The sequence below is a fragment of the Bacteroidales bacterium genome (assembly GCA_029210725.1).
In the GTDB taxonomy this organism is placed as follows: Bacteria; Bacteroidota; Bacteroidia; order Bacteroidales.
In genome coordinates this window covers 56,119-78,862 of sequence record JARGFM010000016.1, presented here as the reverse complement: position 1 = coordinate 78,862, position 22,744 = coordinate 56,119, and the positions used below count along the sequence as shown (strand labels likewise).

Here is a 22,744-nt window from a genome sequence, read left to right as displayed (position 1 = left end):
AAAATACGCTTAGCGGCAGGTGATATTGATATTTCTTTGAATGAAATTAATATTTTCACTCTCTATGTAATAGCTTTCAAGATAGTTGATCATATCCACTTTCCCATCTTCATCCAGGTATTCAAAATCCATGATCAGGTTCTTGATTTCATCCCGGTACGAGGCAAGCCAGTCGATGGTCTTCTGATGGACCTCTTCACTCCGGCATGCCCCTAAATAGTACCTCTCCCTGACAGAAGTAATACCCAGATTATCACCCGGTATGGCATAATTTGTATGGACCAGACCCGTGTAATCAAAATCGTAGGGTACCGGGATATAACCTGTAGGGCCGTACTCCTTCAATGTAAGAATTTTAAGGTTGTGCCGCCCGGTCACAGAATAGTCGCACTGCCCTATCATATAATGAAAGAAAGCCACCTTGTCTATCCACTCCTTATTGACCGTGCGGATGGATAGTTTATCGCTTTTAATCGACATGGCCTGGTTTCTCTCCGCCATCATAGCCTCCGGCTCAATGATAAAGCCCCAGTCTTCCGTAACCTTATTCTTCCTGCCAGTATCTATATATTTGAGTCTGACCAGCCTGGTATTAAAACTGTAGGGAGAGAGAAGGTTGTATATCTGGTAAACCAGGTACTCCCTGAGTACATAATTCTTATAAACACTTGCTTGCCGGCAGCGGGTCACTACCTTCATCTTTGTTACCCCTCTGAGATCCTCGGCTTCAATTCCGGCATACCGGATATTCAGCCAGTAAGGAGGCATCATGCAGATATCCCTTCTGTTATTTCCGCGAGCCCTGACCCTCACCGTATGGTTCACTTCAAATGAATCGTTCACATGGCAGGTCATTTTCGCCGGATGGTACTTTTCATTTCTTTTGGACTTCTGGAACTCCTTTATATTGAATTCCAGGGTCAGAGACAAGGGCTCCTTAATGCCAAACAGATCCTGGTATACTTCGAGGGTATCTTCAAAGCTTGGAACCTCATCGTACTGCCCGCAAATTGGTGTGAATATAATTAATAACAGTGCGGTTAGAGTGAAAAGGCAACGCATGAAATCAAATTTATAAAATATAACCTGATGTTTCGCGAATTGTTCTCCGCTTTTTGATGCTTTGAATTGAGATTACAATTTAGTCATAGATTTGCAATTCGTAAACTTTATTAAATTAGAGCTCTGTTAGTCATACCAAATCGAAAAGAACCCATGAAAAAAATGATTGCCCTTGCATGCCTGTTTGGCCTGATAGTGAATACTCAGGGCCAGAAACCCGAAGAGACCGAAGACTGGTCCAGAAAGCCGGAGGTGGTCACCCCGGGAAAAGTAACCCTCCCCCCCTCCGATGCCATTGTTCTCTATGGCGGACCCGGGGACCTGGTCAATTGGGAGAGCGAAAGAGAGGGACCTGCCAGGTGGATGGCAGGGGACGAACTGACCGTAGCCGCGGGGACCGGAGGCATTAAGACGAAAAAAAGTTTCGGTGATATGCAGCTGCATATAGAGTGGCGTTCCCCTTCCGAGGTAAAAGGGGACGGCCAGGGCCGCAGCAACAGCGGTATATTCCTGATGGGTAAATATGAGGTCCAGGTTCTGGACTCCTACAACAACGAAACTTACTATAACGGACAGGCGGGCAGTATATACAAACAGACCATCCCCCTGGTAAATGCCTGCCTGCCCCCGGGTGAATGGCAAAGCTACGATATCATTTTCAGGGCACCGGTATTTGCCGGGGACGGATCGAAAATCTCCTCCGCCTATGTGACTGTGATTCATAACGGGGTTCTGATCCAGAATCACGTGGAGATCCTGGGAACGACGGAATATATCGGAAAACCGAAAAACGACTCCCATCCGGAGAAATTACCCCTCCACCTGCAGGATCACGGAAATCCCGTCTCCTACCGGAATATCTGGGTTCGCCCTCTTTAATGCCCTGCCCGTAGCCGGTAAAAATAAGATATACATACGAACTGACTGCATAACTTATAAACTTAAACACCATGCCACGACCAGTAACACTATTCACCGGCCAGTGGGCCGACCTTCCACTGGAAACCCTGTGTGAAAAAGCAAAATCCTTTGGATACGACGGGCTTGAACTGGCCTGCTGGGGAGATCATTTTGAGGTAGAGAAAGCCGACCAAAATTACTGCAACGAGAAACTGGCCCTTCTGGATTCTTACGGATTAAAGGTCTTTGCCATCTCCACCCACCTGGTCGGACAGGCGGTCTCGGACCGAATCGATGAGCGGCATAAAAGCATTTTGCCCGGCTACATCTGGGGCGACGGCGACCCCAAAGGGGTGAATATCCGTGCTGCCGGGGAGGTAATTAAGACCGGTGAGGCAGCTGCCCGGCTGGGAGTGAAAGTGGTAAATGGATTTACGGGAAGCCCTATCTGGCATATGCTTTACAGCTTCCCGCCCACACCTGCATCCATGATCGATGAAGGATTTGAGATTTTTGCAGCACAGTGGAAACCCATCCTGGACAGATACCAGGAACTGGGTGTGAAATATGCCCTGGAAGTACATCCCACAGAGATCGCCTTTGATATTGCTTCCGCGCGCAGAGCGCTGGAGGCCCTGGACCACCACCCGGCCTTTGGATTCAACTACGACCCTTCCCACCTGGGATACCAGGGCGTCGATTACGTGAATTTTATCTCAGCCTTCAGTGAACGGATTTTCCACGTGCATATGAAAGACGTTGGCTGGTCGGACGTACCCGTGGAAGCCGGCGTGTTCGGAGGCCATACCGAATTTGGTGCTCCCGGCCGGTTCTGGGATTTCAGGTCCCTGGGACGTGGAAAGATCAATTTCGAAGAGATCATCAGGGCCCTGAATCGCATGAATTATCAGGGCCCCCTTTCGGTCGAATGGGAAGACAGCGGGATGGACCGGGAACATGGTGCCACGGAAGCAGCCGCTTTTGTAAAAAAAGTCGATTTCCCACCCTCCAGTATTGATTTTGACGCAGCTTTTGAAGAATAAATATGCCTGCCATCACCGTTTACAGAAATATCTTTGTATCACTTCTCCTCCTGCTGCCGGGTTCGATCCTGTGGTCTCAGGAGCCGGCTTCCTGGACCCACTTTCGCGGATCGGAGCTGAACGGGATTACCCGGGAAAAGGGATTTCCAGACCATTGGGATGATTCGCTGAACATCGCCTGGATGCTTCCTGAATCAGGAAAGGGATGGTCCTCTCCGGTGGTTTACGGGAAGCAGGTCTGGTTCACCACTGCTATCGTTGAAAGACGGGAAATGCGGGCAATCTGTGTGGACCTGAGAACAGGCGAAAAGCTGCATGACCGGCTGATTTTTCAACCCGCTGAACTATTCAGGATACATACGGTGAACAGCTACGCAACCCCCACTCCGGCTATCGAAGAGGGCTTTGTTTATCTGCATTTCGGCCGTTACGGCACCACCTGTCTGAACAGCAGCACCGGTGAAACAGTATGGGAACGGACGGATTTGCTCTGCGAACATGTACAGGGACCCGGCTCCTCCCTCTTCCTCTACCGGGATAAGCTTATCGTGCACCTGGAGGGAACAGATGTGCAACAGATCCTGGCACTGGATAAAAAAACCGGAGAGACCCTCTGGATCAGTGAACGACCGGCAGATCTCTATGCTCAAATGCCTCACATCGGCAAAAAAGCCTATATCACCCCCGTGATTTTGAATGTTAAGGGACGCGATTTGCTGATCAGCAATGGCTCCGGAGTATGTATGGCCCTGGACCCGGAAACGGGCCGGGAGATCTGGCGTATCGTCCAGGGAGACGATTCCACTATCTCCATGCCGGTTGCCGGCGATGGACTGGTCTTCTTCTATACCAGCTTTGTCACCGGCATCGACGGGGTAAAGTATGCGGAACTGTTTGCCGTGGATCCGGATGGTAAAGGAGATATCGGGGCCACCCATATCCGCTGGCGTATGAAAGCTCCCATTCTTCAACTTTCCACCCCGGTGTATGTGGATGGACTGCTCTATACGGTCGATTCAAAGGGGGTTTTTTACTGCCTCGACGCCAGGACAGGAAAAGTGCACTGGTCCGAAAACCTGAAAGGCAAATTCCATTCCTCACCCGTTTACGCGGACGGACTTCTCTATATCAGCTCCACCCGTGGTGAGACCTTCGTGTTCCGGGAAGGACCCCGCCCCGAACTGCTGGCAAAAAACGTGTTACAGGGTGAAATCTGGGCTACTCCGGCCTTCACCGGGGGAGCCATTCTGATGCGGACCAGTAAATACCTGTATAAGATTGTCAGGAAAGAAGTCCGGGCGAAAGAAAGCCTATAATCCCATAAACTGCATTCCTGCACCCGCCAGCAGTATGACCACACCGGCGAAAAGATGCAACTGGTGCTCCTTCCCTTTAAATCTGACCAGGGAAAGCCCCTGGTAACCCAGAAATACCACCAGCATCATGGTTCCCACGGTGGCTATTCCAAACACCAGAGCCACCAGGAAAACCCCCAGACCGCTATGATTGGCAGCCGGATAGATAAGCATGGGGATCAGGACCTCACAGGGGCCGAATACAAAAATCAGAAAAAGGATCCATGGCGTCAGCCTGCCGGTGCTATCCTCTTCCATGTTGTTCATATCCAGATGCAAATCTTTGTGCCTGATGGATCTGGGACGCAAAAAAGCGGGAACATGCATATGAACTCCCCCTCTGAAATACTTATAGATTCCATAGGCGCTGTAAAGGATCCCAAAGGCAATGAGCATCCAGCCCACCAGGCTCCCCCTGCTGGCTTCAAATGCTTCCAGTTTGCTCAGGCTGATCCCCATGGCGATCCCGATCATTCCCAGAATCACGGAGCCGGCCACATGGCCCACCCCTGAAACAAAGGTGATCCAGAGGGTGCGGGCCCTGGTCCACTTCCGCGCTTTACTCAATACAATGAAGGGTAGATAGTGATCGGGACCCAGCAGGGTGTGGATTACCCCCAGGCTTGCAGCCGACAACAGAAGGACCATCATTTCACTCATAACACGAAAACTATTTAGTTTAAAACCATTTATCCATTTTGCCTTATAATCAGGTGGGCCTGGCAGGCCGCACCAAAACCATTGTCTATGTTCACCACACTAACTCCCGTGGCACAGCTGTTGAGCATGGCAAGCAGAGCCGATACTCCGCCAAAATTTGCGCCATAACCGGCACTACAGGGCACCCCTATGACCGGTTTATCGACCAGTCCGCCCAGCACGCTGGCCAGTGCTCCCTCCATGCCGGCTACCACGATTACCACGGAAGCGTTTTTGATCAGGTCCATCCTCTTAAAGAGCCGGTGAATGCCCGCCACTCCCACATCGTAAATGCGTTCCACCCGGTTGCCCAGAAACTCAGCGGTCACCGCAGCCTCTTCCGAAACAGGCATGTCAGAGGTGCCGGCGGAGACCACCGCCATATATTTTTCAGAAGCAGCAGAGTTCAAAGTACCATGAACAATGGCCCTGGCCAGTTCATGGTAGATGGCTCCGGGCAACTCTTTCAGAACCGCTTCATACTTTTCCCGGGTAGCCCGGGTGGCCAGAACCGGGATACCCCTGGCATCCAGCCTGGTAGCAATTTCGGCAAGCTGACGGGCTGTCTTCCCTTCCGAGTAGATCACCTCCGGGATCCCGGTCCTTCTGAGACGATCCGTATCCAGGGTGGCAAATCCCATCTCTTCCAGTCCGCCCGAAGAGAGCACTTCTGCAGCATCCTCCAGTTTAAGCTGACCCCTTCCATATTGCTCCAGGAGCCTGATAATTTCAGATCGGTCCATTATAGCTTTTTATATACTTCGTTACGAACCTCCTCCAGGGGGACTCCAAACACGGCAGCCAGTTTGCGGCACTGTTCAAATTCGGGTTTCTCATTAACCACCCTGCCATTCCAGTAACTGCGCTTGACCTCCACATCCCCGAACTTCGTCGAAACCACCACCAGCTCCCTTCGCAACATACTTTTTCTGACCCTGTACTCTCTTAAGCCAATCCCCGTGGTTTCTGTAAAAAGGATCTCCTTCATAAGCTTCACTGTCTGGTGATTGCAAAGGACACCCAGCAGGTGCCCGGGTCTTGATTTTTTCATCACCACAGGGATGATAAACACATCGGCTGCCCCGGCTCCGAACAGCAGGTCCATCACATGGGTATAGCTTTCGGGATTCATATCATCCAGGTTGCACTCCAGCATCACGGCCTCTTCCACCAGGACATCCGGCGAATCTTCTTCCCGACTTTCAGCCAGGTATACACGAAGCACATTGGGAATTTCCCCGTCGCGCTGACCGATCCCATAGCCGGTTTTTATAATGCTCAGCTCCATGCGCTCATAAAACTGGTCCACCGTGGCCGCAAGGATCGCGGCTCCTGTGGGCGTGGTCGCCTCATAGTCCACCAATCCGGACTTCACAGGAATGCCAGCAACAATCTCCGCCGTGGCCGGTGCCGGGACCGGCATGATGCCGTGAGCACATTTTACCATGCCGCCTCCAAGCTGCACCGGAGAGGATAGGATTTTTTCCACCTGCAGGTACTCCTGGCAGATGGCTGCCCCCACAATATCGGCCATGGAGTCCAGGGCCCCCACCTCATGAAAGTGAACCTGCTCTTTTGGTATATGGTGAACTTTCGCTTCCGCCTCGGCGACCAGGTTAAAAATAGCCAGGGACTTCTGCTTGACATTTTCCGGCAGGCTGCTGTCGTTTATCAGGGCTTCGATGTGACTCAGGTGCCTGTGTTTCTCATTATCCGGGTGATCCACCACCACAGTCACTTTTGTTCCGCTGATCCCCTTTCGCATATCGGGCCTTACCTCCAGCCTGAAGCCCTCGATATTCAGTTTTGCAAGTTCCTGTTCCAGATGCCTGGAATCCACACCCAGATCCACCAGGGCTCCCAGGTTCATATCCCCGCTGATCCCCGCAAAACAATCGTAGTAAAGTATTTTCTTTCCCATGATTCCGTACGATTTACTTTTTCAATTTAATGGACCGGTTCAGTTTCCCGGACACCAGTCCCTCCTCATCGATCACTACCGCTGGAAATCCGATCTCCCGGATCTTTTCCTCCAGCATTTCCTTCATTTCCAGCAACCTGGGAAGCTCCTCGCTGCGCACCTCAATTTTTCCATGATCGCCGTAATGCCGGACACGTACATCCTCGAAGCCGAAACTGTTCAGCAGATCCTCGGCCTCCTCGATCTCTGCCAGTTTCTTCCTGGTGATGGAATGAGCATAGGGTATCCTGGAACTGAGGCAGGGACTGGCTGGCTTGTTCCAGTTGGGAAGTCCGAAAAATCTCGCCATCTCCCGGATCTCCGTCTTGGTAATTCCGCAATCCGCCAGCGGTGCCCGCACCTCGTATTCCACAGCGGCCTTCATGCCCGGACGATAATCCCCGTAATCATCGGCATTGGTCCCGTTTAACACAGGAAAGCCCGGATATTTACTACTGATCGTCTTCAGATCCGTATAGAGATGCTCCTTGCAGAAGTAACACCGGTCCACCGGGTTCTGATTGTACCTTTCATCCTCCAGTTCACGTGTTTCAATAAGCTCCAGGATAATATCAAACTGCTTGCTGAATGACTTCGCCAGCTGAAAATCCTTTCTTTTCAGGCTCTCGGAATCTGAAATCACCCCGATGGCAGCCTGCCTGCCCTGCCATTTCCTGGCCAGGAAAAGCAACAGGGAGGAGTCAATCCCCCCCGAAAATGCCACGATGGAGCCTGGTTGTTCCTTAAACCACTCCTCCAGTCTCTGAAGTTTTTCTCCCGTATCTTTTTTCAAAGCTTCCATATCAGTCAAATCTGCTCATTGTCAGTTTTCCGTGCTGGATCCCCTTTTCAGAAATCAGCTTCTCTGCCAGCTCCGTGAGCCTGGCAGAAATTCCATTTAAGGCTACCACCTCCATGCTATACTGCCCGTTCAGGGTAAATCGCTGCACGGAGAGGATCTCTTCCGGATATTGCAGCTGTATGTCTCCCAGGTGGTTGGCGATGTCTCGCCGGTGATGGTCATAGACCAGGGTCACGGTACCGGCCACCCGGTTGTTGCACTGCCACTTCTTCTCCACGATGTGACGGTTCACCAGCTGGCGAAGAGCCTGGGAACGGTTGGAGAACTGGTTCTCAGCAACATATTCATCCAGTGCATCCAGCACCTCCTTTTCAAAGGAAACTCCAAAGCGTAGGACCGACATCGTGCTACTTTTTTATAAAAAGGTGTTAATAGCTGGCAATATAGGGAATTTTCCGGAAGTGCAAAAGTCATCTCCTTGACTTCTTAAACATTAGCTTGTAACTTGCAGTAAACCAAAACTAACAGCCTTATGTCCGACAGCGTTTACAAGATTATCGAACTGGTTGGCACCAGTACCAAATCCTGGGAAGATGCCGCCCAAAATGCCATAAACCAGGCATCAAAGAGTTTGCGGGACCTGCGCATTGCAGAGGTCGCCGCCATGGACATCCACCTGAAGGACGGTAAGATCGAGTTCTACCGGACCAGGGTGAAACTCTCTTTCAAATTTCAGTCCTGACCTTCTCCTGATAACTGGAAAACTGAAAGATCCTCTAAAGGCTCATAAAGACAGTATCGACTTTTTGCGTCCGGTTTTGTCCGGATAGCAGGAAGGGGTATTGTACTTATTATCTTATTGTGTACCTGCATTTTACTTGCTTATGGTACAATACCGGTGCCGGAAATTCCAACACTTCCTGCCCATGATTCCAACAATCCTTTAAATTTGCATCAGATTTTAAAGGCACAGATTGCCGGAAAAGCGGGACAGTGGGAAAGAAGCTTCCGGCCTGAACCAGGTATTAATGGGGCAAAAGCACCTGGACTCAGGCGTGGAAAGAATTAAATAATAAAACACATTCAAGTTAATTAATGAAACAACCGTCATGCCAATAAATGTACCAAGCAACCTTCCGGCCATAAAAGAGCTTAAAAAGGAGAATATCTTTATCATGGAGGAGAACCGGGCCCTCCACCAGGATATCCGGCCTCTGCGTGTGGCCCTGCTGAACCTGATGCCGGTAAAGATGGTAACCGAAACGGACCTGCTGAGGTCCCTGGCCAATACCCCCCTGCAGGTGGAGCTGGACCTGCTATATATGGACGAGCATCATTCCAAAAATACCCCCCGGGAACATATGGAAGTCTTTTATAAAACCTTCGACCAGGTGCAGAATCAGAAATACGACGGACTGATTATTACCGGGGCCCCGGTGGAACTGATGGAATTTGAGGAGGTCGATTACTGGGATACCCTCTGCCAGGTGATGGAATGGAGCAAGACCAAGGTTAGCAGCACCATGCACATTTGCTGGGGAGCACAGGCCGGCCTCTACTACCACTATGGCATTCAGAAGTACCCGCTTCCTTCCAAGGCCTTCGGCATATTCGATCATCAGATTACCGACCGGAAGCATCCCCTGGTGCGTGGTTTTGATGACCTGTTCCCTGCCCCGCACTCCAGGTACACTGAAAACCGGCTGGAGGATATCAAAAAACATCCCGATCTGATCCCCCTGGCCTGGTCGCCCGAGGTGGGATCCAACATTGTCCTTTCCCGTGATAACCGGCAGATTTTTATCTCCGGCCACCTGGAATACAATCCACTCACCCTGAAAAATGAGTTTGAGAGAGACCGGGCCAAAGGGCTGGATACAGCGGTGCCCGAAAACTACTTTCCCGGCAACGACCCTTCGAAAGAACCGGTGATCCGCTGGCGGGCCCATGCCAGCCTACTGTTTTCCAACTGGCTTAACTACTACGTCTATCAGGTGACCCCCTACGACTGGAAGTAAAAAAAAGCCCGGGAGTTTCGGCTTAAATGATTTAAGAGTATACCTTTATGGGCAGACATGTTAAACCCATTTAATCCGACCATCATGATCAGAAATGCTGTTTTTTTTACTGCCCTTTTTATAGCGGCCCTCAACCTGTATGCACAGACAGGTAAAGTATATGACAATCTCTCCATGGAGAGCAAGATCCTGGATATGGAGCGTAAATACGCCATATATCTCCCTCCTGACTATGAAAGTTCCCAGCGGAGCTATCCGGTCCTTTACCTCTTGCACGGAGCCGGAGATGACCAGAGCGGATGGGTGCAGTTCGGTGAAGTACTGCTGATTGCCGATAAGGCCATCCTGGAAGGTTCGGCCACTCCCATGATCATTGTGATGCCGGATGCCAGTGCCGGGCAGCGGGGCTATTTTAACGATCCGAAAAATGAATGGCGCTACGAAGATTTCTTTTTTGAGGAGTTTTTGCCCTATGTGGAAAAAACCTACCGGATCAAGGGAGAAAAAAGATTCCGGGCCATCTCGGGACTCTCCATGGGCGGAGGGGGTACTTTCATGTATGCCCTTCACAGGCCAGACCTTTTCTCTTCTGCCTGTCCCCTCAGTGCCAGCTGTGGCCCGCTGAGTATGGAGGATATGAAGCAGCAGGCACAGCGAAGAGGCTGGAAAGACATGAGCGATAAGCAACTGGAGGCCTGGTACAAAGGTCACAGCGTCCTGGAACTGATCCATGCAGTGGACACGGAAGCTCTGCAGGAGAACCGGCAAAACCAGGTCAGGTGGTACATCGACTGCGGGGATGATGATTTCCTGTTCGAAGGAAATTCCCTGGCCCATGTGGCCATACGCAAAAAAGAGATCCCTCATGAGTTCCGGATCCGTGACGGCGGACATACCTGGACCTACTGGAGAGAATCCCTGCCCGAGGTGCTCGCGTTTATCTCGGCCGCTTTCCACCAGCATTAAGCTTCTTATGATACAGGTTCAAAACCTGAGCTACAGCTATCCGGGAACAGAGAAGCAGGTTCTGAAAAAAATCAGCTTTGAAATCAGGAAGGGAGAGATTTTCGGATTCCTGGGCCACTCCGGAGCGGGAAAAAGTACCACGCAAAAGATACTGATCGGACTGCTGAAGGGCTTCGAAGGGAGCGTCCGTGTCAACGGGACCGACCTCTCACGCATGGAACGTTCTTTCTATGAGAAGATCGGGATAGCCTTTGAATTTCCCAACCTCTACCTGAAGCTCAGCGCCCTGGAGAACCTGCAGCTCTTTGCCTCCTTTTTTAAATCCCCAACCCGTGATCCGGATTAGCTGCTGCATATGGTTCATCTGGAGGAGGACCGCGATACCCGGGTCGAATCCTTTTCCAAAGGAATGAAAATGCGCCTCAGCTTTATCCGGGCCCTGCTGAACCGTCCCAGTCTGCTGTTCCTGGATGAACCCACTGCAGGACTGGATCCGGGCAATTCCCGGGTGATGAAGGATATCATCCTGGATTTACAGAATCAGTGAGTCACCATCTTTCTGACCACACACCACATGGATGATGCCGGGGAACTATGCAACCGGCTGGCTTTTATGGTAGAGGGCACCCTGCCGGTCATCGACTCCCCGCAAGTCCTTCGCTTGCAGCACGGAAAAAAATCCGTGAGGCTGGAGTACAAAGAAAAGCGGGACTCCGTAAGGCCAGAATTTCCCATGGACCAGCTGGCCTCCAACCGGGAATTCCTGGAAGTTTTACAGAACAGGGAGATACTGACCATCCATACCCAGGAAGCCTCCCTGGAGGATATCTTTATCCGGGTCACCGGTCAGTCCCTGAAGCAGTAAAGCAGAGGAAGAAATGAAAGAGTTGTTGAAAAAAGAAATCACACTGCAGTGGCGCCAGGGCTTCTGGCTGGTTTATTTTGTGTTTACAGCCATCTATGTGGCTGTTCTTCTGAACCTGCCCGAAAAAAACCGGATGCTTGTGAGCCATCAGATACGATTATAAACTACTGAAAGGGGATCCCATGCTGATTCTCTGCCTGGCAGTACCCTTTATCCTCTGGTTACTGATGCATTTCCTCTTTCCCTTCCTGGAAACCCTGATGGAACAGTGGAGCCTGGATATCTCCCCTTTTTACAGGCAAACGGGCACCTTTTTCCTGATGCTGATTCCCATGATGACGGGCCTGGTCTACGGATTCATCCTGCTGGATGAACGCGACGGGGGGATCATCACAGCCATATCGGTCACCCCCACCGGAAAAGCAGGCTATCTGAAGTTGCGAATGGGGATCCCGCTGGTCCTCAGCTTCCTGTTTATTCTCCTGTTTCTGCTTTTACTTCGTCTCACGGGAACTCTGAATATCTTTCAGCTGATGGTCATTTCTCTGCTGATTTCCAGCCAGTCCCTGATCCTGCTGCTGGTGCTGGGAGCCTTCGCCCACAATAAGGTGATGGGGATGGCCATTGCCAAGGGTTTCGGTATCCTGCTGATGGGACCACTGCTGGACTATGCCCTGCCGGCGCCCTATAACTGGTGTGGACTCTATTCTCCCCTATTCTGGGCCGGCCGTGCCCTGCTGGCAGAGTCGCCGGGAACATTCTGGCTCAATGCTGGTATTACATTTCTGTTTCACCTGCTTCTTATCTGGATCCTATTTCGTAAATTCACTGCCCGAAGAGACTAACATAAATCCATATATTTACCATGAAAAAATCTTTCCCTCTGCTATCGGTCCTGTTTATTCTTATCCTGGTCAGCAGCTGCAACAGCAGCAAAGATGTCTCCGATCCCGGTATTCCTGTCATCTTCGATACCGATGCCAATAACGAGCTGGACGACCAGCATGCCCTGGCTTACCTCTTGCTCAACGATCAGACATTTAATGTACTTGGCATCACCGTGAATGCCACCTACAATGGCGGAAATATTGAAGAGCATATGAAAGAGGCCCAGCGCGTTGTGGACCTGGTAGGCTGGAAGGGAAAGGTTCCGGTTATACGGGGTGCCAACAGCAATTTTCAGGAAATCAGTGAACAGCTTGGCCAGGAGGTCTTTGATGGATCCGAAGCGGTGAACTTCATTGTGCAGGAAGCCATGAAAAACAGAGATGAGCCTCTGGTGCTGCTGGCCGTTGGAAAACTGACCAATGTGGCTCTGGCCCTTGAAAAGGAGCCATCCATTGCTAAAACCATCCGGATCGTCTGGCTGGGTTCTAACTATCCAGCCCCGGGCGAATACAACCAGGATAACGACATCGCAGCCATGAACTACCTCCTGGACCTCGAGGTACCCTTTGAGATGGTCACCGTCCGGTATGGAGAAAGCTCAGGTACAGCAGCGGTAAAGGCGAAACGGAAGAACATCTATGTTCGAATGCCTGGGCTGGGACCTGTGGTGGAAAAGCCGGTTACCGGAAGACACGGAGGTACATTCACCTGCTTTGGCGACTATTCGGTGGATTTGTTCAGGCACATTACCGAACTGGAAGATGGATGCTTCAGGTCCCTTTTTGATATGGCAGCCGTGGCCATTGTGAAAAATCCTGCCTGGGCAACAGCTGTTGAGACTCCCTGCCCCATTTATAACCACAGGGAATGGATCGACCAGCCCGATAACAGCAGGATGATTACCATCTGGGAAAACTTTGATGCAGAAGCCATCATGGATGACTTCTATGCCACTCTGGAAAAAGTTGCAGAACCTGACTCCGAATAATTTGACATAGAGGATCTGTTTTCATAACTTGGGCTAAAACCACCTGCCATGAGAAGAAGAAAATTTATAGAGACTTCAGCTATGAGCTTACCACTGATCAGCTTGTTTCCGGCCAATCTCTCAGCCATTGCCCGGGAAAGGGGAAAGGGGAAGATTGAAAAACGGGCCCTGGGAAAAACGGGCGAAATGCTGTCGATGATCGGATTCGGGGGGATTGTCGTTGACAATTCAAGCACCGAACAGGCAGCCAGCCGGGTCAGGGAAGCTATCGATTACGGGGTAAACTACTTTGATGTGGCACCTTCCTATGGCAATGCCGAGGAGATGCTGGGTCCCGCCCTGGAGCCCTACCGCAAAGATGTTTTCCTGGCCTGCAAGACCGGCGAAAGAAAAAAAGAAGGAGCCCGGCGTGAGCTGGAGCAATCACTGAAATATCTCCGTACGGACCATTTCGATCTCTACCAGCTGCATGCGGTAACCACCCTGGAAGACGTGGACATCATCTTTGGCAAGGGCGGAGCCATGGAAACCTTTGTGGAAGCCCGCGATGAAGGTAAAGTAAAATACCTGGGATTCTCGGCTCATTCGGTGGAGGCGGCCCTGGCACTGATGGAAGGTTTTGATTTTGATACCATTCTCTTCCCCTTCAACTTTGCAGCCTGGTACCATGGAAATTTTGGCCCCCAGGTCATGGAAGAGGCACAAAAACGGGGGATGGGTATTCTTGCCCTGAAAGCGATGGCCTGGAGAAGATGGGAAGAGGGCGAGGAGAGAACCATAGACAAGACCTGGTACAAACCGCTTACTGAAAAAGAGCAGGCCCGTGAAGGGCTGAGGTTTACCCTGTCGCACCCGGTCACTGCCGCCATCCCTCCCGGTCACGAGGATCTGTTCTCCATGGCCCTGGAGCTGGCCACAGAATTCCATCCCATGGACAAAAAGGAGATTGGAGCCATCAAGGAGAAAGCGATGTTGACCGAACCCATCTTCAGTTATCCCATGCACGGCTGAACTGGCTTACGGACTAATCGGACAGGATAAAGGAATAGCTTGAACTATACTCGGGATGCCCTTCCACCTCCAGGAGAAGGATAAAGCCATCGGATCTCCATCGGGGCAGTAGCTTTTTTAATACAGGCCCTTCCAGATTACTATTTGCGGATACCTTCCCGAACTCCCATGTTCCCAGCTCCTTCAGTTTATTCCCGGACATCAGGATCGCCTTCATAACCCCGGCTTCAAGCTCCTGATAACTGTCATTTAGTATCCATAGCTGGGTGGAAAAGAATTCTTCACGCCTCCATTTCAGCTGATAATTTCTGGCACTGGCCAGAACCGGGCGGCAGGCATTCCTCACTGCCGAGAAAGCAGGCTTGGGCCAGTTGGGCCAGCTGATCAGGCTGTTATTGGCCGCCGCAGGCCATGGCTCATTAAAGCACCAGTTGAGTACCATGGAACAATAGGGCTTCTGTCTGCGGGCTTCTTCATAGATCGCCTTATATCCTTCACTTTGCAACAACTGTCCCTTCTCCACAAGTAAATCCAGGCTTTTAGCTTTGCCAAAATATCCTTCAATCATGTCTTTCATCAGCCAGGTATCTCCTACCCAGGCATTGTAAGCATGGTGGCTCTCCCAGGCAGTTCCGGGAGCCGGGGGCCACAGATCCTCAGGCGGGATAATGGTTTCCAGGATGGCCACCGGGGAGGGTCCCGGGACTCCAAACTCGGTATAGGCCGTGTGGCGGGCCCTCTGCATGATGGAATATACCTCCTCGCCCGTCACCGGGTCGCGAAACACATAGTGTCCATGTCCCATCCCCATCAGCGGCGAAGTACTGATAAAGGGCGTATTGGGGTCCAGCTGCAGGCACTGGCTGTTCAGCATCCTGATAGCCAGGGATTGATCGCTCATCCCGCTCCAGGCATTAAAGAGCTCATTTCCACCCGACCAGATGGCCAGGGAGGGATGCTCCCGAATGCGCCTGATGATCGATTCCGACTCCTGCTCCAGCACTTCCAGGTATTCCGGATTATCCTCGTAATTGTTACAGGCCAGCGGAAACTCCTGCCATACCAGGATCCCTTTCTTATCGCACAGATCATAGAAAACCTCCTTATTCACAATGCCACCACCCCATACCCTGAGCATGTTGAAATTAGCCTCCAGGGCCAGGTCGATCAGCTCCGCGTACCTGGAAGGCCGGATGGTCCCGGGAAATATCTCCGGATTCACCCAGTTGCTTCCTTTGCAGAAAATCTTTCTCCCGTTGATCTCAAGCTGTATGGGAGCCACGCTTCTGGTTTTCGGGAAGCCCACCGGTTCGTTCCATGCACCTTCGTTCATGAGTAGTTTCACCCTCCTGAATCCTATATGACCGCTATGGGTCTCCAGCAGTTTTCCGGACGGGTCAGTAAGTACCAGGGTGTAGGAGTAGAGGTGGGGATCTCCGTGGTCGTGTGGCCACCACAGTACCGGATTGGCCAGTTCACTGTAAAGCACCCCCTGATCCTGGTAGGTGTTCAGATAGCCCATATTCACCTTGATTCCGTCTGAGCCGAATAGATTCCAGGCGATTTTGCATTCTCCAAGATTACGGCCCCTTGCGTCTACCCGGATAAAAGCCTTGTCCAGCTCCTCATTCAGACTGTAACGCACCGAAATATCCTCTACATGCGATCCCGGAAGAATCTCCAGCCAGGTATCCTCCCAGATTCCACTGGGTATCAGACGGGGGTGCCAGTCCCATCCATAACTGACAGCCGGTTTTACCGAAGCCGCGGCCTGACTGCGGTCGGCAGGTTCCGGATGCTTCTTGGGAACGGGGAATATTTTGATTTTCAGACTATTATTTACCTGGAGCCGCGATGTAAGGTCGAGCCGGACCGGCGTAAACATCCCTTCCTGGTGAAGCAGTACCTCTCCGTTCAGAATGATTTCAAATTCATAATCAATCCCCAGGGAACGAAACACCAGCCTCTCACCGGGATCCATCCTGGGCTTGAAAAAACGGGTCACATAAGTAAATTCATGGTCCTCCATCCACAGGTAATCTCTCCAGTTATCTGCATAATAATAGGGACCGTAACCCTCTGCACTGGCAATATCCAGCTGAACAGCTCCGGGAACAGCGGCCGCAACTCTGAGCAGTTCACCTGAATCGCTATCCTTTTTATATTCCACCCACCACTCCAGGTCCAGATTTCCCTGGGCGGAGAGTCCCCCTGATAAAACCAGGCCAGTTAGAATCCAGATGAATTTGCGCATATGAACGGAATTAGACAGTTCCCTTTGCTTTCAAGCTTCTGAACAAGAGCAGTAAGAAACTAATACTGGTGAGCGTTAAGACCCCAAAGACAAGGGAAATGGTGAAGTCCTCCTGGATTCCCCGGACCATCAGCAACAGGACCATGGCTGCCAGGGCCAGGGTCAGCAGCACCATAAATACCAGGGCGATGGAGGCAATGATATAACCTGATCCGCGTTCAATTCTGATCAGCACCGCCCCGATAATCAAGCCCGGCAGGGCAAATACGAGGTCGATCACATGCACCGGATTCACCAGCAGGCCATAATCCGACACATCCCCCGGAACCTGGTTTTGGATAATGGCAGGGATGATGGATTTCAGCCATAACACATAAAAAATGAGTGCCACAACAATCAGGTAGATCGATACAAGCCGGACCGGCGCTCCTTCAAACCACCTCTCCACCTTTTGTTGTCTCAGCTCAGAAAAAAACAGGATAAAGGCATAGAGGGACAGGGAGAGTGTCAGGCAATAAAGGAGGAAGAAGCGATTGAAATGAAAACCAAAACAATAGATTACAAAGGAGTACATGATATAAAACAGGGTACCCCCGTAAATCAGAGCAGCAGCCCGGCTCCCCCTGGCAGTGTAATAAAAGGAGATCAGGAGAAGCGGGACACCCAGGAACAGGTCCACCAGGTCCTGCCCGGCCCCCTGGGCCCCCAGAGAGGGGTTGTCGCGGGCATAAGTCCCTGGAAAAAAGCCACCGGCAATGGAAACCACAGACAAAGAAATGGCAAGCAGGATCGTGAGAATCCTGAGGATCTTTATATTTTTCATGAAATTAAATTAGTAAAAATCCCCAAGATTCTCAGCAGCTGCCCCTGAATCCTATCCCGCGGTCCAGGACCCCGTCTCGTCGAGTCCCCCGAAATAATAATGCCAGGAACCATTTCCTGCTGCATCCCATTCCATATGGTAATAGAGCTCATCCAGAAAGTAGTAATCGAGCTCACCCGAACCATCCGCATTAATCACAATACTGTAATTCATGTAGTAGTCATATTCGATGCCATCCGAATCATAGCTCCAGGTGAAGTAGTAATTACCCATGGAATCCAGATTCCAGCTATAGGTCCAGTGAAGGTCCACATAATCGCTTTGCTCCTGGTCATAGATCTGTACCCAGTTGAAACTGTACACCACCTCACCGCCGGTTCCGTCTTTGTTCTCCCAGGCGGTGATATAGTCGTACCTCGGCCCATCTCCAAACTGGATCTCCATGGTCCAGTAGCGCATCGAATTGTCTTCATCAAAGGTCCAGTAAAAGGTCCAGGTCCCTCCCATATAGGAGAAGGTCCAGTACCAGGTTTCCCCGGATGCCTTCTTTGACGAACGCTGAGCATTGTCGGGCACCAGCAGATTGGACTGAAAAGCCGACATGTCCAGGGCCTCTTCGATCATCTCCACACACTCCTGTGCCTTTGGATCCGTCGAATTCAGCAAGCCATCCGGCAAGCGGTCAAGGACCGCCTGGTCATCAAAGGAGAGCTCTGCAAAATCGGGAGGCAGTTCCTCCTCATCTTTGTTACATCCAGTAACAAGTATGGCGAAAAGGAAGAAAAGCACCCATCCTCTTAATAAATAGTTTCTGTTCATGATCTGTCATTTTATGGATTTATAATATAAGCTTCAGGAACACCCTGGTTTCAAAGATAGCTGAACCGGAGCCAAATATCAATATCCGGGCCATACCATAAAGATGTTAAAAAAGTTAATTGTGCTGTCTGCGCCCGGGGTTGGATGCTCAGGCCGGCTAAACCGAAACAGGAAAGCTATACAGCCTCCTTTTTCCTGATGCCCTCCTGGATCTTCCGAAGCGCCACCAGCATCAGGTTCCGAGGCAGAATCCGGGGAGCCAGGGCCAGGAGTTTATTTGAAAACCCGGGAATTACCCGGATCCTTCCTTTCATCATCCCTCTCAGTGCTGCACGGGCCACCTGGTCAACGGTGGTGGTTACGATTTTCTCTTTTTTCTCCGGTGAACCGGAAACCCTGGCGGCCGTGCTGGCAAAATTTGTGTTAAACAGTCCGGGCAAAAGAACCGTCACGCTAACCCCGGTACCTTTCACTTCGTTGGCCAGCGCCTCGGAAAAAAAATGGATATAGGACTTGGAAGCATAATAAATATTCATCAACGGGCCCGGCTGGAAGGCTGCCAGGGAAGAGATATTCATAATCCTGCCCGAACCCCTGGCGATCATTTTCTGAACGATCAGTTTGGTCAGGTGGGTCAGATTCAGGATATGCAATTGCAGCATGCTCTCCTCCACCGACCAGTCGGTCTCCGCAAAAAAACCAAAAAGCCCGAATCCGGCACTATTGATCAAAACATCAAATTCCAGCTGATCCACCATCCCGAAGAGCCGCTCAGCAGCCCGGTATTCGCCCAGGTCCAATACGACGGCCCTGGTTTCCGCACCATGACTCTCCCGAATGGATTGAGCTGCATGCTCAAGTCGCCCGCCATCCTTATCCACCATGACCAGGGCATATGACTCTGCTGCCAGCAGTCTGCAGAACTCCAGCCCGAGTCCCGATGCAGCTCCCGTGATTAAAGCCTGTTTCCGGATCATCATATATAAAAGTTAAGCACTATATTTAAAGACTGCAATATAGCGACAATGATAAAATATCTCCTTGCCTTCCTGTTTGTTCTCCGGTTTCTGGCACCAGGCTGTTCCCACAAAGCCGACCCTGCCCTTATCGGCGTTAAGATCTATGAACACGAAGGTCCCTGTGAGGAACTGTTCCGGCAATGGAAAGATATGGGCATCAATACCGGATTCTGCAGCGAAAAGCTTATCTCGGACAGAGCGTTTATGGACGCGGCCAGGGAGCATCAGATTTCCACCTTCCTTATATTTCCGGTATTTCATAATCCGGAGGCCATTGCCAGAACACCGGATATTTCAGCCATCACCCGCTATGGAGAACCGGCCGCCGATGAGTGGGTGGAGTTTGTCTGTCCCTCCAGGAAGGATTACCGCCGGGAGGTGGTGGAGCATGCCCGGCAGATCGTCCGTGCATATCAGCCAGACGGGATCAGTATCGATTTTATCCGACACTTTGTATACTGGGAAAAAGTCTATCCTGGCCGGGATCCGGAATCATTCCCCCTTTCCTGCTTTGATTCTGTCTGCCTGACAGACTTCCAGACCGAAACCGGAATTCACATTCCGGAAGAATTAAGCGACCTCCCTGCAAAAGCAGACTGGATCCTGGACAATCATGAAGAAGAATGGACCGGTTGGCGCTGCCGGTTGATCACCAGCATGGCCGCAGAGATTGTCCGGGCGGCCAGGGAGGAAAAACCCGGCATCCTGGTTAATATCCACCTGGTTCCGTGGGCAAAGGATGATTTCAATGAGGCGATTAAAAGAGTGGCCGGACAGGACATTTCCGCCCTCTCAGAATTTGCCGATTTCCTCTCCCCCATGACCTATGCCCATATGCTCAGGCAGCCGCCGTCCTGGGTTCATCACATGGTGGAGGAGGTATTTATGCAAACGGGTGGAACGGTACTGCCCAGCATTCAGGTGGGTCAGGCCTACCTGGAAACCAGATTTGACCTGGAGGAATTCCGGGAGACGGTGGAAGCAGCGCTGCAACCACCCTCCTCAGGAGTGATTATCTGGTCGTGGGAACGTTTGATTAGTGAACCGGCAAAGGCCGACCTGTTCAAGGACATGATCAGATCCCGTTGATTTGCTGCTATCAATGCCGTATACTCCGCTCAATTCTTCCTACATTTATCCGTCGATAAACTCTAAAAAATCATGAAAAGATCTGTTCTTATTCTATCTGTTCTCGGCTTACTTGGCGCCTGCCAGGTCCAGGTAACACAGGAAACCGAATCTCCCCTGATTACTAAAAACCAGCTAAGCCTCAGCTCTGATATTATGAGCCCCGAAGTGCTCTGGTCCTTCGGCCGGCTGAGCGATGTGCAGGTATCTCCCGATGGAGAGAAGATCCTGTACGGGGTCAGTTATTACAGCATGGAGCAGAATCGAAGCAACCGGGAGCTGTTTGTGATGAACAGGGATGGATCGGGGAAGGTACAGTTAAGCGAAACACCTCAGAATGAATTTAATGCCGTCTGGCACCCCGACGGCAGCCGGATCGTCTATTTATCCGGCGCTTCGGGAGAGGTTCAGGCCTGGATAATGAATGGGGACGGAAGCGGGAAAAAGCAGATATCGGAAGTGGAAGGCGGATTTAACAGCCTTATTTTTTCGCCCGATGGAACCCGGGTATTGCTTACCAAAGACGTGAAGATTGATCCCACCACCAAGGATACTTATCCGGATCTGCCAAAGGCAGACGGCCGGATCATAAACGACCTGATGTACCGCCACTGGGATGTATGGGAAGATGGTTCCTACAGTCATATTTTCGTTGCAGACTTCGATGGGGAGAAGATCAGTGCGGAGAAGGATATCATGCCGGGAGAACCCTTCGATTCTCCGCTGATGCCCTTTGGGGGCATGGAGGAAATTGCCTGGAGCCCGGACGGGAAGAGCATTGCCTATACCTGCAAAAAGTTAAGCGGCAGGGAATACAGCTTCAGCACCAACTCGGAGATCTACCTTTACGAGCTGGAAAGCTGGAATACCAGGAACCTGACCCTGGGAATGCCCGGATACGACAAGGCGCCCTTTTTCTCTCCGGATGGGAAAAAAATCTACTGGCTCAGCATGGAGCGGGCCGGATTTGAAGCAGACAAGGACCGCCTGTTTGAGATGGACCTGGAGAGCGGACAAAAACGCTACCTGACTAAAAACTTTGACCACAGTCCCTCAGGTCCCGTCTGGGAAGATGACGGGGAAACACTGCTGTTTGTAGCAGGCGTACAGTCGACCTTCCAGCTGTTCAGAATGCATGTGCCCAGCATGGAAATCGCTCCCATCACCTCGGGCGACCACGACTACTATTCCGTGGCGGTGGCAGGGGAGCAACTGATCGCCACCAGGGTGGATATGACCAGACCCCAGGAAATCTACAGCGTTCATCCCACCAGCGGTGAAGCCAGGGAGCTAAGCTTTGAGAACAAGCATCTGCTGGATCAGCTGACCATGCCCACCGTGGAAAAGCGCTGGATCACCACCACCGACAACCTGGAAATGCTTACCTGGGTGATCTACCCGCCCCATTTCGACAAGAATAAAAAATACCCCACCCTGCTATACTGCGAGGGTGGCCCCCAGTCACCGCTGAGCCAGTTCTGGAGCTACCGCTGGAATTTCAGCCAGATGGCCTCCAACGGCTATATCGTTGTGGCCCCTAACCGCAGGGGAGTGCTCACCCACGGGCAGGAATGGACCGACCAGATCAGCAAGGATAACAGCGGTCAGGCCATGCAGGACCTCCTGGTGGCCATGGATGTAGTCAGCAGGGAAAGCTATGTGGATGAAGAGAGACTGGGCGCTATCGGAGCCAGTTTCGGCGGATTCTCGGTTTTCTGGCTGGCTGGCAACCATCAGAAAAGATTCAAGGCATTCATCGCCCACTGCGGGGTATTCAACTCGGAAATGGAGTACATGACCACCGATGAAATGTTCTTTGACAGCTGGGAGAAGGGTGGCGCCCCCTGGGAGAAGGATAAGCCGGTGGCTAAAAAATCCTATGCCGGATCGCCCCACCAATTTGTGGCAAACTGGGATACCCCCATCCTGGTCATCCATGGAGAGCATGATTACCGGATCCCTTATACCCAGGGCATGGCCGCATTCAACTCGGCCCAAATGCTGGGGATTCCGAGCAAATTCCTGTTCTTCCCTTCTGAAACCCACTGGGTACTGAGCCCACAGAACGGCATCCTCTGGCAGAGGGAGTTCAAGGGCTGGCTGGACCGGTGGCTGAAAGATCCTGCTTATGAATAAAACCGTAA

General features: G+C 51.4%; 23 protein-coding genes and 1 pseudogene. 14 read left to right on the top strand and 10 right to left on the bottom strand.

Translation table 11 applies throughout. From position 1 onward, the window contains the following. Positions 1-9 precede the first annotated feature (9 nt). On the bottom strand, positions 10-1,062 hold the full coding sequence (locus tag P1P86_10530) for a hypothetical protein (protein MDF1575610.1): 1,053 nt from the start codon (positions 1,060-1,062) through the stop codon (positions 10-12). 153 nt (positions 1,063-1,215) lie between these two features. Here P1P86_10530 and P1P86_10525 point away from each other — a divergent pair, with 153 nt between their 5' ends. The 3 genes from P1P86_10525 (at position 1,216) to P1P86_10515 (ending at position 4,321) form a co-directional block, all read left to right on the top strand. Continuing rightward, positions 1,216-1,941 (top strand): DUF1080 domain-containing protein, encoded by a 726-nt coding sequence (locus P1P86_10525; GenBank protein ID MDF1575609.1) that lies wholly within the window; start codon positions 1,216-1,218, stop codon positions 1,939-1,941. Positions 1,942-2,012: 71 nt separating this feature from the next. Next, positions 2,013-3,005, top strand: coding sequence for a sugar phosphate isomerase/epimerase (locus tag P1P86_10520; protein MDF1575608.1), 993 nt, complete (start codon positions 2,013-2,015; stop codon positions 3,003-3,005). A gap of 2 nt (positions 3,006-3,007) precedes the next feature. Continuing rightward, positions 3,008-4,321: a PQQ-binding-like beta-propeller repeat protein gene (locus P1P86_10515; protein MDF1575607.1), complete on the top strand. Its 1,314-nt coding sequence runs from the start codon at positions 3,008-3,010 to the stop codon at positions 4,319-4,321. On the opposite strand, the gene P1P86_10510 is transcribed toward P1P86_10515, so the two are convergent. The 5 genes from P1P86_10510 to nikR are packed head-to-tail and all read right to left on the bottom strand — an operon-like array spanning position 4,316 to position 8,224. Further along, positions 4,316-5,020: a sulfite exporter TauE/SafE family protein gene (locus P1P86_10510; GenBank protein MDF1575606.1), complete on the bottom strand. Its 705-nt coding sequence runs from the start codon at positions 5,018-5,020 to the stop codon at positions 4,316-4,318. The genes P1P86_10515 and P1P86_10510 overlap by 6 nt on opposite strands. 29 nt (positions 5,021-5,049) lie before the next feature. Beyond that, complete coding sequence (gene larB / locus P1P86_10505; GenBank protein MDF1575605.1) at positions 5,050-5,802, bottom strand: nickel pincer cofactor biosynthesis protein LarB; 753 nt, start codon at positions 5,800-5,802, stop codon at positions 5,050-5,052. Then, positions 5,802-6,980, bottom strand: a complete 1,179-nt coding sequence (larC, locus tag P1P86_10500) for a nickel pincer cofactor biosynthesis protein LarC (protein MDF1575604.1) — start codon at positions 6,978-6,980, stop codon at positions 5,802-5,804. The genes larB and larC overlap by 1 nt, the downstream gene beginning before the upstream one ends. Positions 6,981-6,993: 13 nt before the next feature. Next, on the bottom strand, positions 6,994-7,821 hold the full coding sequence (larE, locus tag P1P86_10495) for an ATP-dependent sacrificial sulfur transferase LarE (protein MDF1575603.1): 828 nt from the start codon (positions 7,819-7,821) through the stop codon (positions 6,994-6,996). Between the two features lies 1 nt (position 7,822). Then, positions 7,823-8,224 carry a nickel-responsive transcriptional regulator NikR gene (gene nikR / locus P1P86_10490; GenBank protein ID MDF1575602.1) on the bottom strand — a complete coding sequence of 134 codons (402 nt, stop codon included), beginning with the start codon at positions 8,222-8,224 and terminating at the stop codon, positions 7,823-7,825. A gap of 129 nt (positions 8,225-8,353) precedes the next feature. Between nikR and P1P86_10485 the strand changes: the two genes are divergently transcribed. The 9 genes and pseudogenes from P1P86_10485 to P1P86_10445 all read left to right on the top strand — a co-directional run bounded on the left by P1P86_10485 (position 8,354) and on the right by P1P86_10445 (position 14,557). Then, positions 8,354-8,563, top strand: coding sequence for a dodecin family protein (locus P1P86_10485; protein MDF1575601.1), 210 nt, complete (start codon positions 8,354-8,356; stop codon positions 8,561-8,563). Between the two features lie 367 nt (positions 8,564-8,930). After that, positions 8,931-9,839, top strand: a complete 909-nt coding sequence (gene metA, locus P1P86_10480) for a homoserine O-succinyltransferase (protein MDF1575600.1) — start codon at positions 8,931-8,933, stop codon at positions 9,837-9,839. Positions 9,840-9,923: 84 nt separating this feature from the next. Next, entirely contained in the window at positions 9,924-10,805 is an 882-nt protein-coding gene (locus tag P1P86_10475) for an alpha/beta hydrolase-fold protein (protein MDF1575599.1), read from the top strand. Between the two features lie 7 nt (positions 10,806-10,812). Next, positions 10,813-11,352: pseudogene (locus P1P86_10470) on the top strand (ABC transporter ATP-binding protein). Positions 11,353-11,379: 27 nt separating this feature from the next. Continuing rightward, positions 11,380-11,670, top strand: coding sequence for a hypothetical protein (locus tag P1P86_10465; GenBank protein ID MDF1575598.1), 291 nt, complete (start codon positions 11,380-11,382; stop codon positions 11,668-11,670). Positions 11,671-11,683: 13 nt separating this feature from the next. Continuing rightward, on the top strand, positions 11,684-11,833 hold the full coding sequence (locus P1P86_10460; GenBank protein MDF1575597.1) for a hypothetical protein: 150 nt from the start codon (positions 11,684-11,686) through the stop codon (positions 11,831-11,833). Positions 11,834-11,852: 19 nt separating this feature from the next. Next, on the top strand, positions 11,853-12,515 hold the full coding sequence (locus P1P86_10455; protein ID MDF1575596.1) for a hypothetical protein: 663 nt from the start codon (positions 11,853-11,855) through the stop codon (positions 12,513-12,515). A gap of 20 nt (positions 12,516-12,535) precedes the next feature. After that, entirely contained in the window at positions 12,536-13,546 is a 1,011-nt protein-coding gene (locus P1P86_10450) for a nucleoside hydrolase (protein ID MDF1575595.1), read from the top strand. Positions 13,547-13,594: 48 nt separating this feature from the next. Next, on the top strand, positions 13,595-14,557 hold the full coding sequence (locus tag P1P86_10445) for an aldo/keto reductase (protein MDF1575594.1): 963 nt from the start codon (positions 13,595-13,597) through the stop codon (positions 14,555-14,557). A gap of 13 nt (positions 14,558-14,570) precedes the next feature. On the opposite strand, the gene P1P86_10440 is transcribed toward P1P86_10445, so the two are convergent. The 4 genes from P1P86_10440 to P1P86_10425 form a co-directional block, all read right to left on the bottom strand. Then, a complete protein-coding gene (locus P1P86_10440; GenBank protein MDF1575593.1) occupies positions 14,571-16,811 on the bottom strand; it encodes a glycoside hydrolase family 2 TIM barrel-domain containing protein in 2,241 nt (746 codons plus the stop codon). 10 nt (positions 16,812-16,821) lie between these two features. Beyond that, the gene (locus tag P1P86_10435) at positions 16,822-17,634 is read right to left on the bottom strand and encodes a hypothetical protein (GenBank protein ID MDF1575592.1); all 813 of its coding nucleotides are present in this window, start codon (positions 17,632-17,634) and stop codon (positions 16,822-16,824) included. A 51-nt stretch (positions 17,635-17,685) separates the two neighbouring features. Further along, entirely contained in the window at positions 17,686-18,453 is a 768-nt protein-coding gene (locus P1P86_10430) for a hypothetical protein (GenBank protein MDF1575591.1), read from the bottom strand. 176 nt (positions 18,454-18,629) lie between these two features. Beyond that, positions 18,630-19,433, bottom strand: a complete 804-nt coding sequence (locus P1P86_10425; GenBank protein MDF1575590.1) for an SDR family oxidoreductase — start codon at positions 19,431-19,433, stop codon at positions 18,630-18,632. Positions 19,434-19,478: 45 nt separating this feature from the next. On the opposite strand from P1P86_10425, the gene P1P86_10420 reads away from it, so the two are divergent. Both P1P86_10420 and P1P86_10415 read left to right on the top strand, forming a co-directional pair. Continuing rightward, positions 19,479-20,561: a hypothetical protein gene (locus P1P86_10420; GenBank protein ID MDF1575589.1), complete on the top strand. Its 1,083-nt coding sequence runs from the start codon at positions 19,479-19,481 to the stop codon at positions 20,559-20,561. Positions 20,562-20,633: 72 nt separating this feature from the next. Then, complete coding sequence (locus tag P1P86_10415) at positions 20,634-22,736, top strand: S9 family peptidase (GenBank protein ID MDF1575588.1); 2,103 nt, start codon at positions 20,634-20,636, stop codon at positions 22,734-22,736. Positions 22,737-22,744 lie beyond the last annotated feature (8 nt).

Bases quoted from the DNA above. Each gene is read 5' to 3' on its own strand.
- P1P86_10530 (MDF1575610.1), bottom strand. From the start codon at position 1,062: ATGCGTTGCCTTTTCACTCTAACCGCACTGTTATTAATTATATTCACA.
- P1P86_10525 (MDF1575609.1), top strand. From the start codon at position 1,216: ATGAAAAAAATGATTGCCCTTGCATGCCTGTTTGGCCTGATAGTGAAT.
- P1P86_10520 (MDF1575608.1), top strand. From the start codon at position 2,013: ATGCCACGACCAGTAACACTATTCACCGGCCAGTGGGCCGACCTTCCA.
- P1P86_10515 (MDF1575607.1), top strand. From the start codon at position 3,008: ATGCCTGCCATCACCGTTTACAGAAATATCTTTGTATCACTTCTCCTC.
- P1P86_10510 (MDF1575606.1), bottom strand. From the start codon at position 5,020: ATGAGTGAAATGATGGTCCTTCTGTTGTCGGCTGCAAGCCTGGGGGTA.
- larB (MDF1575605.1), bottom strand. From the start codon at position 5,802: ATGGACCGATCTGAAATTATCAGGCTCCTGGAGCAATATGGAAGGGGT.
- larC (MDF1575604.1), bottom strand. From the start codon at position 6,980: ATGGGAAAGAAAATACTTTACTACGATTGTTTTGCGGGGATCAGCGGG.
- larE (MDF1575603.1), bottom strand. From the start codon at position 7,821: ATGGAAGCTTTGAAAAAAGATACGGGAGAAAAACTTCAGAGACTGGAG.
- nikR (MDF1575602.1), bottom strand. From the start codon at position 8,224: ATGTCGGTCCTACGCTTTGGAGTTTCCTTTGAAAAGGAGGTGCTGGAT.
- P1P86_10485 (MDF1575601.1), top strand. From the start codon at position 8,354: ATGTCCGACAGCGTTTACAAGATTATCGAACTGGTTGGCACCAGTACC.
- metA (MDF1575600.1), top strand. From the start codon at position 8,931: ATGCCAATAAATGTACCAAGCAACCTTCCGGCCATAAAAGAGCTTAAA.
- P1P86_10475 (MDF1575599.1), top strand. From the start codon at position 9,924: ATGATCAGAAATGCTGTTTTTTTTACTGCCCTTTTTATAGCGGCCCTC.
- P1P86_10465 (MDF1575598.1), top strand. From the start codon at position 11,380: ATGGATGATGCCGGGGAACTATGCAACCGGCTGGCTTTTATGGTAGAG.
- P1P86_10460 (MDF1575597.1), top strand. From the start codon at position 11,684: ATGAAAGAGTTGTTGAAAAAAGAAATCACACTGCAGTGGCGCCAGGGC.
- P1P86_10455 (MDF1575596.1), top strand. From the start codon at position 11,853: ATGCTGATTCTCTGCCTGGCAGTACCCTTTATCCTCTGGTTACTGATG.
- P1P86_10450 (MDF1575595.1), top strand. From the start codon at position 12,536: ATGAAAAAATCTTTCCCTCTGCTATCGGTCCTGTTTATTCTTATCCTG.
- P1P86_10445 (MDF1575594.1), top strand. From the start codon at position 13,595: ATGAGAAGAAGAAAATTTATAGAGACTTCAGCTATGAGCTTACCACTG.
- P1P86_10440 (MDF1575593.1), bottom strand. From the start codon at position 16,811: ATGCGCAAATTCATCTGGATTCTAACTGGCCTGGTTTTATCAGGGGGA.
- P1P86_10435 (MDF1575592.1), bottom strand. From the start codon at position 17,634: ATGAAAAATATAAAGATCCTCAGGATTCTCACGATCCTGCTTGCCATT.
- P1P86_10430 (MDF1575591.1), bottom strand. From the start codon at position 18,453: ATGAACAGAAACTATTTATTAAGAGGATGGGTGCTTTTCTTCCTTTTC.
- P1P86_10425 (MDF1575590.1), bottom strand. From the start codon at position 19,433: ATGATGATCCGGAAACAGGCTTTAATCACGGGAGCTGCATCGGGACTC.
- P1P86_10420 (MDF1575589.1), top strand. From the start codon at position 19,479: ATGATAAAATATCTCCTTGCCTTCCTGTTTGTTCTCCGGTTTCTGGCA.
- P1P86_10415 (MDF1575588.1), top strand. From the start codon at position 20,634: ATGAAAAGATCTGTTCTTATTCTATCTGTTCTCGGCTTACTTGGCGCC.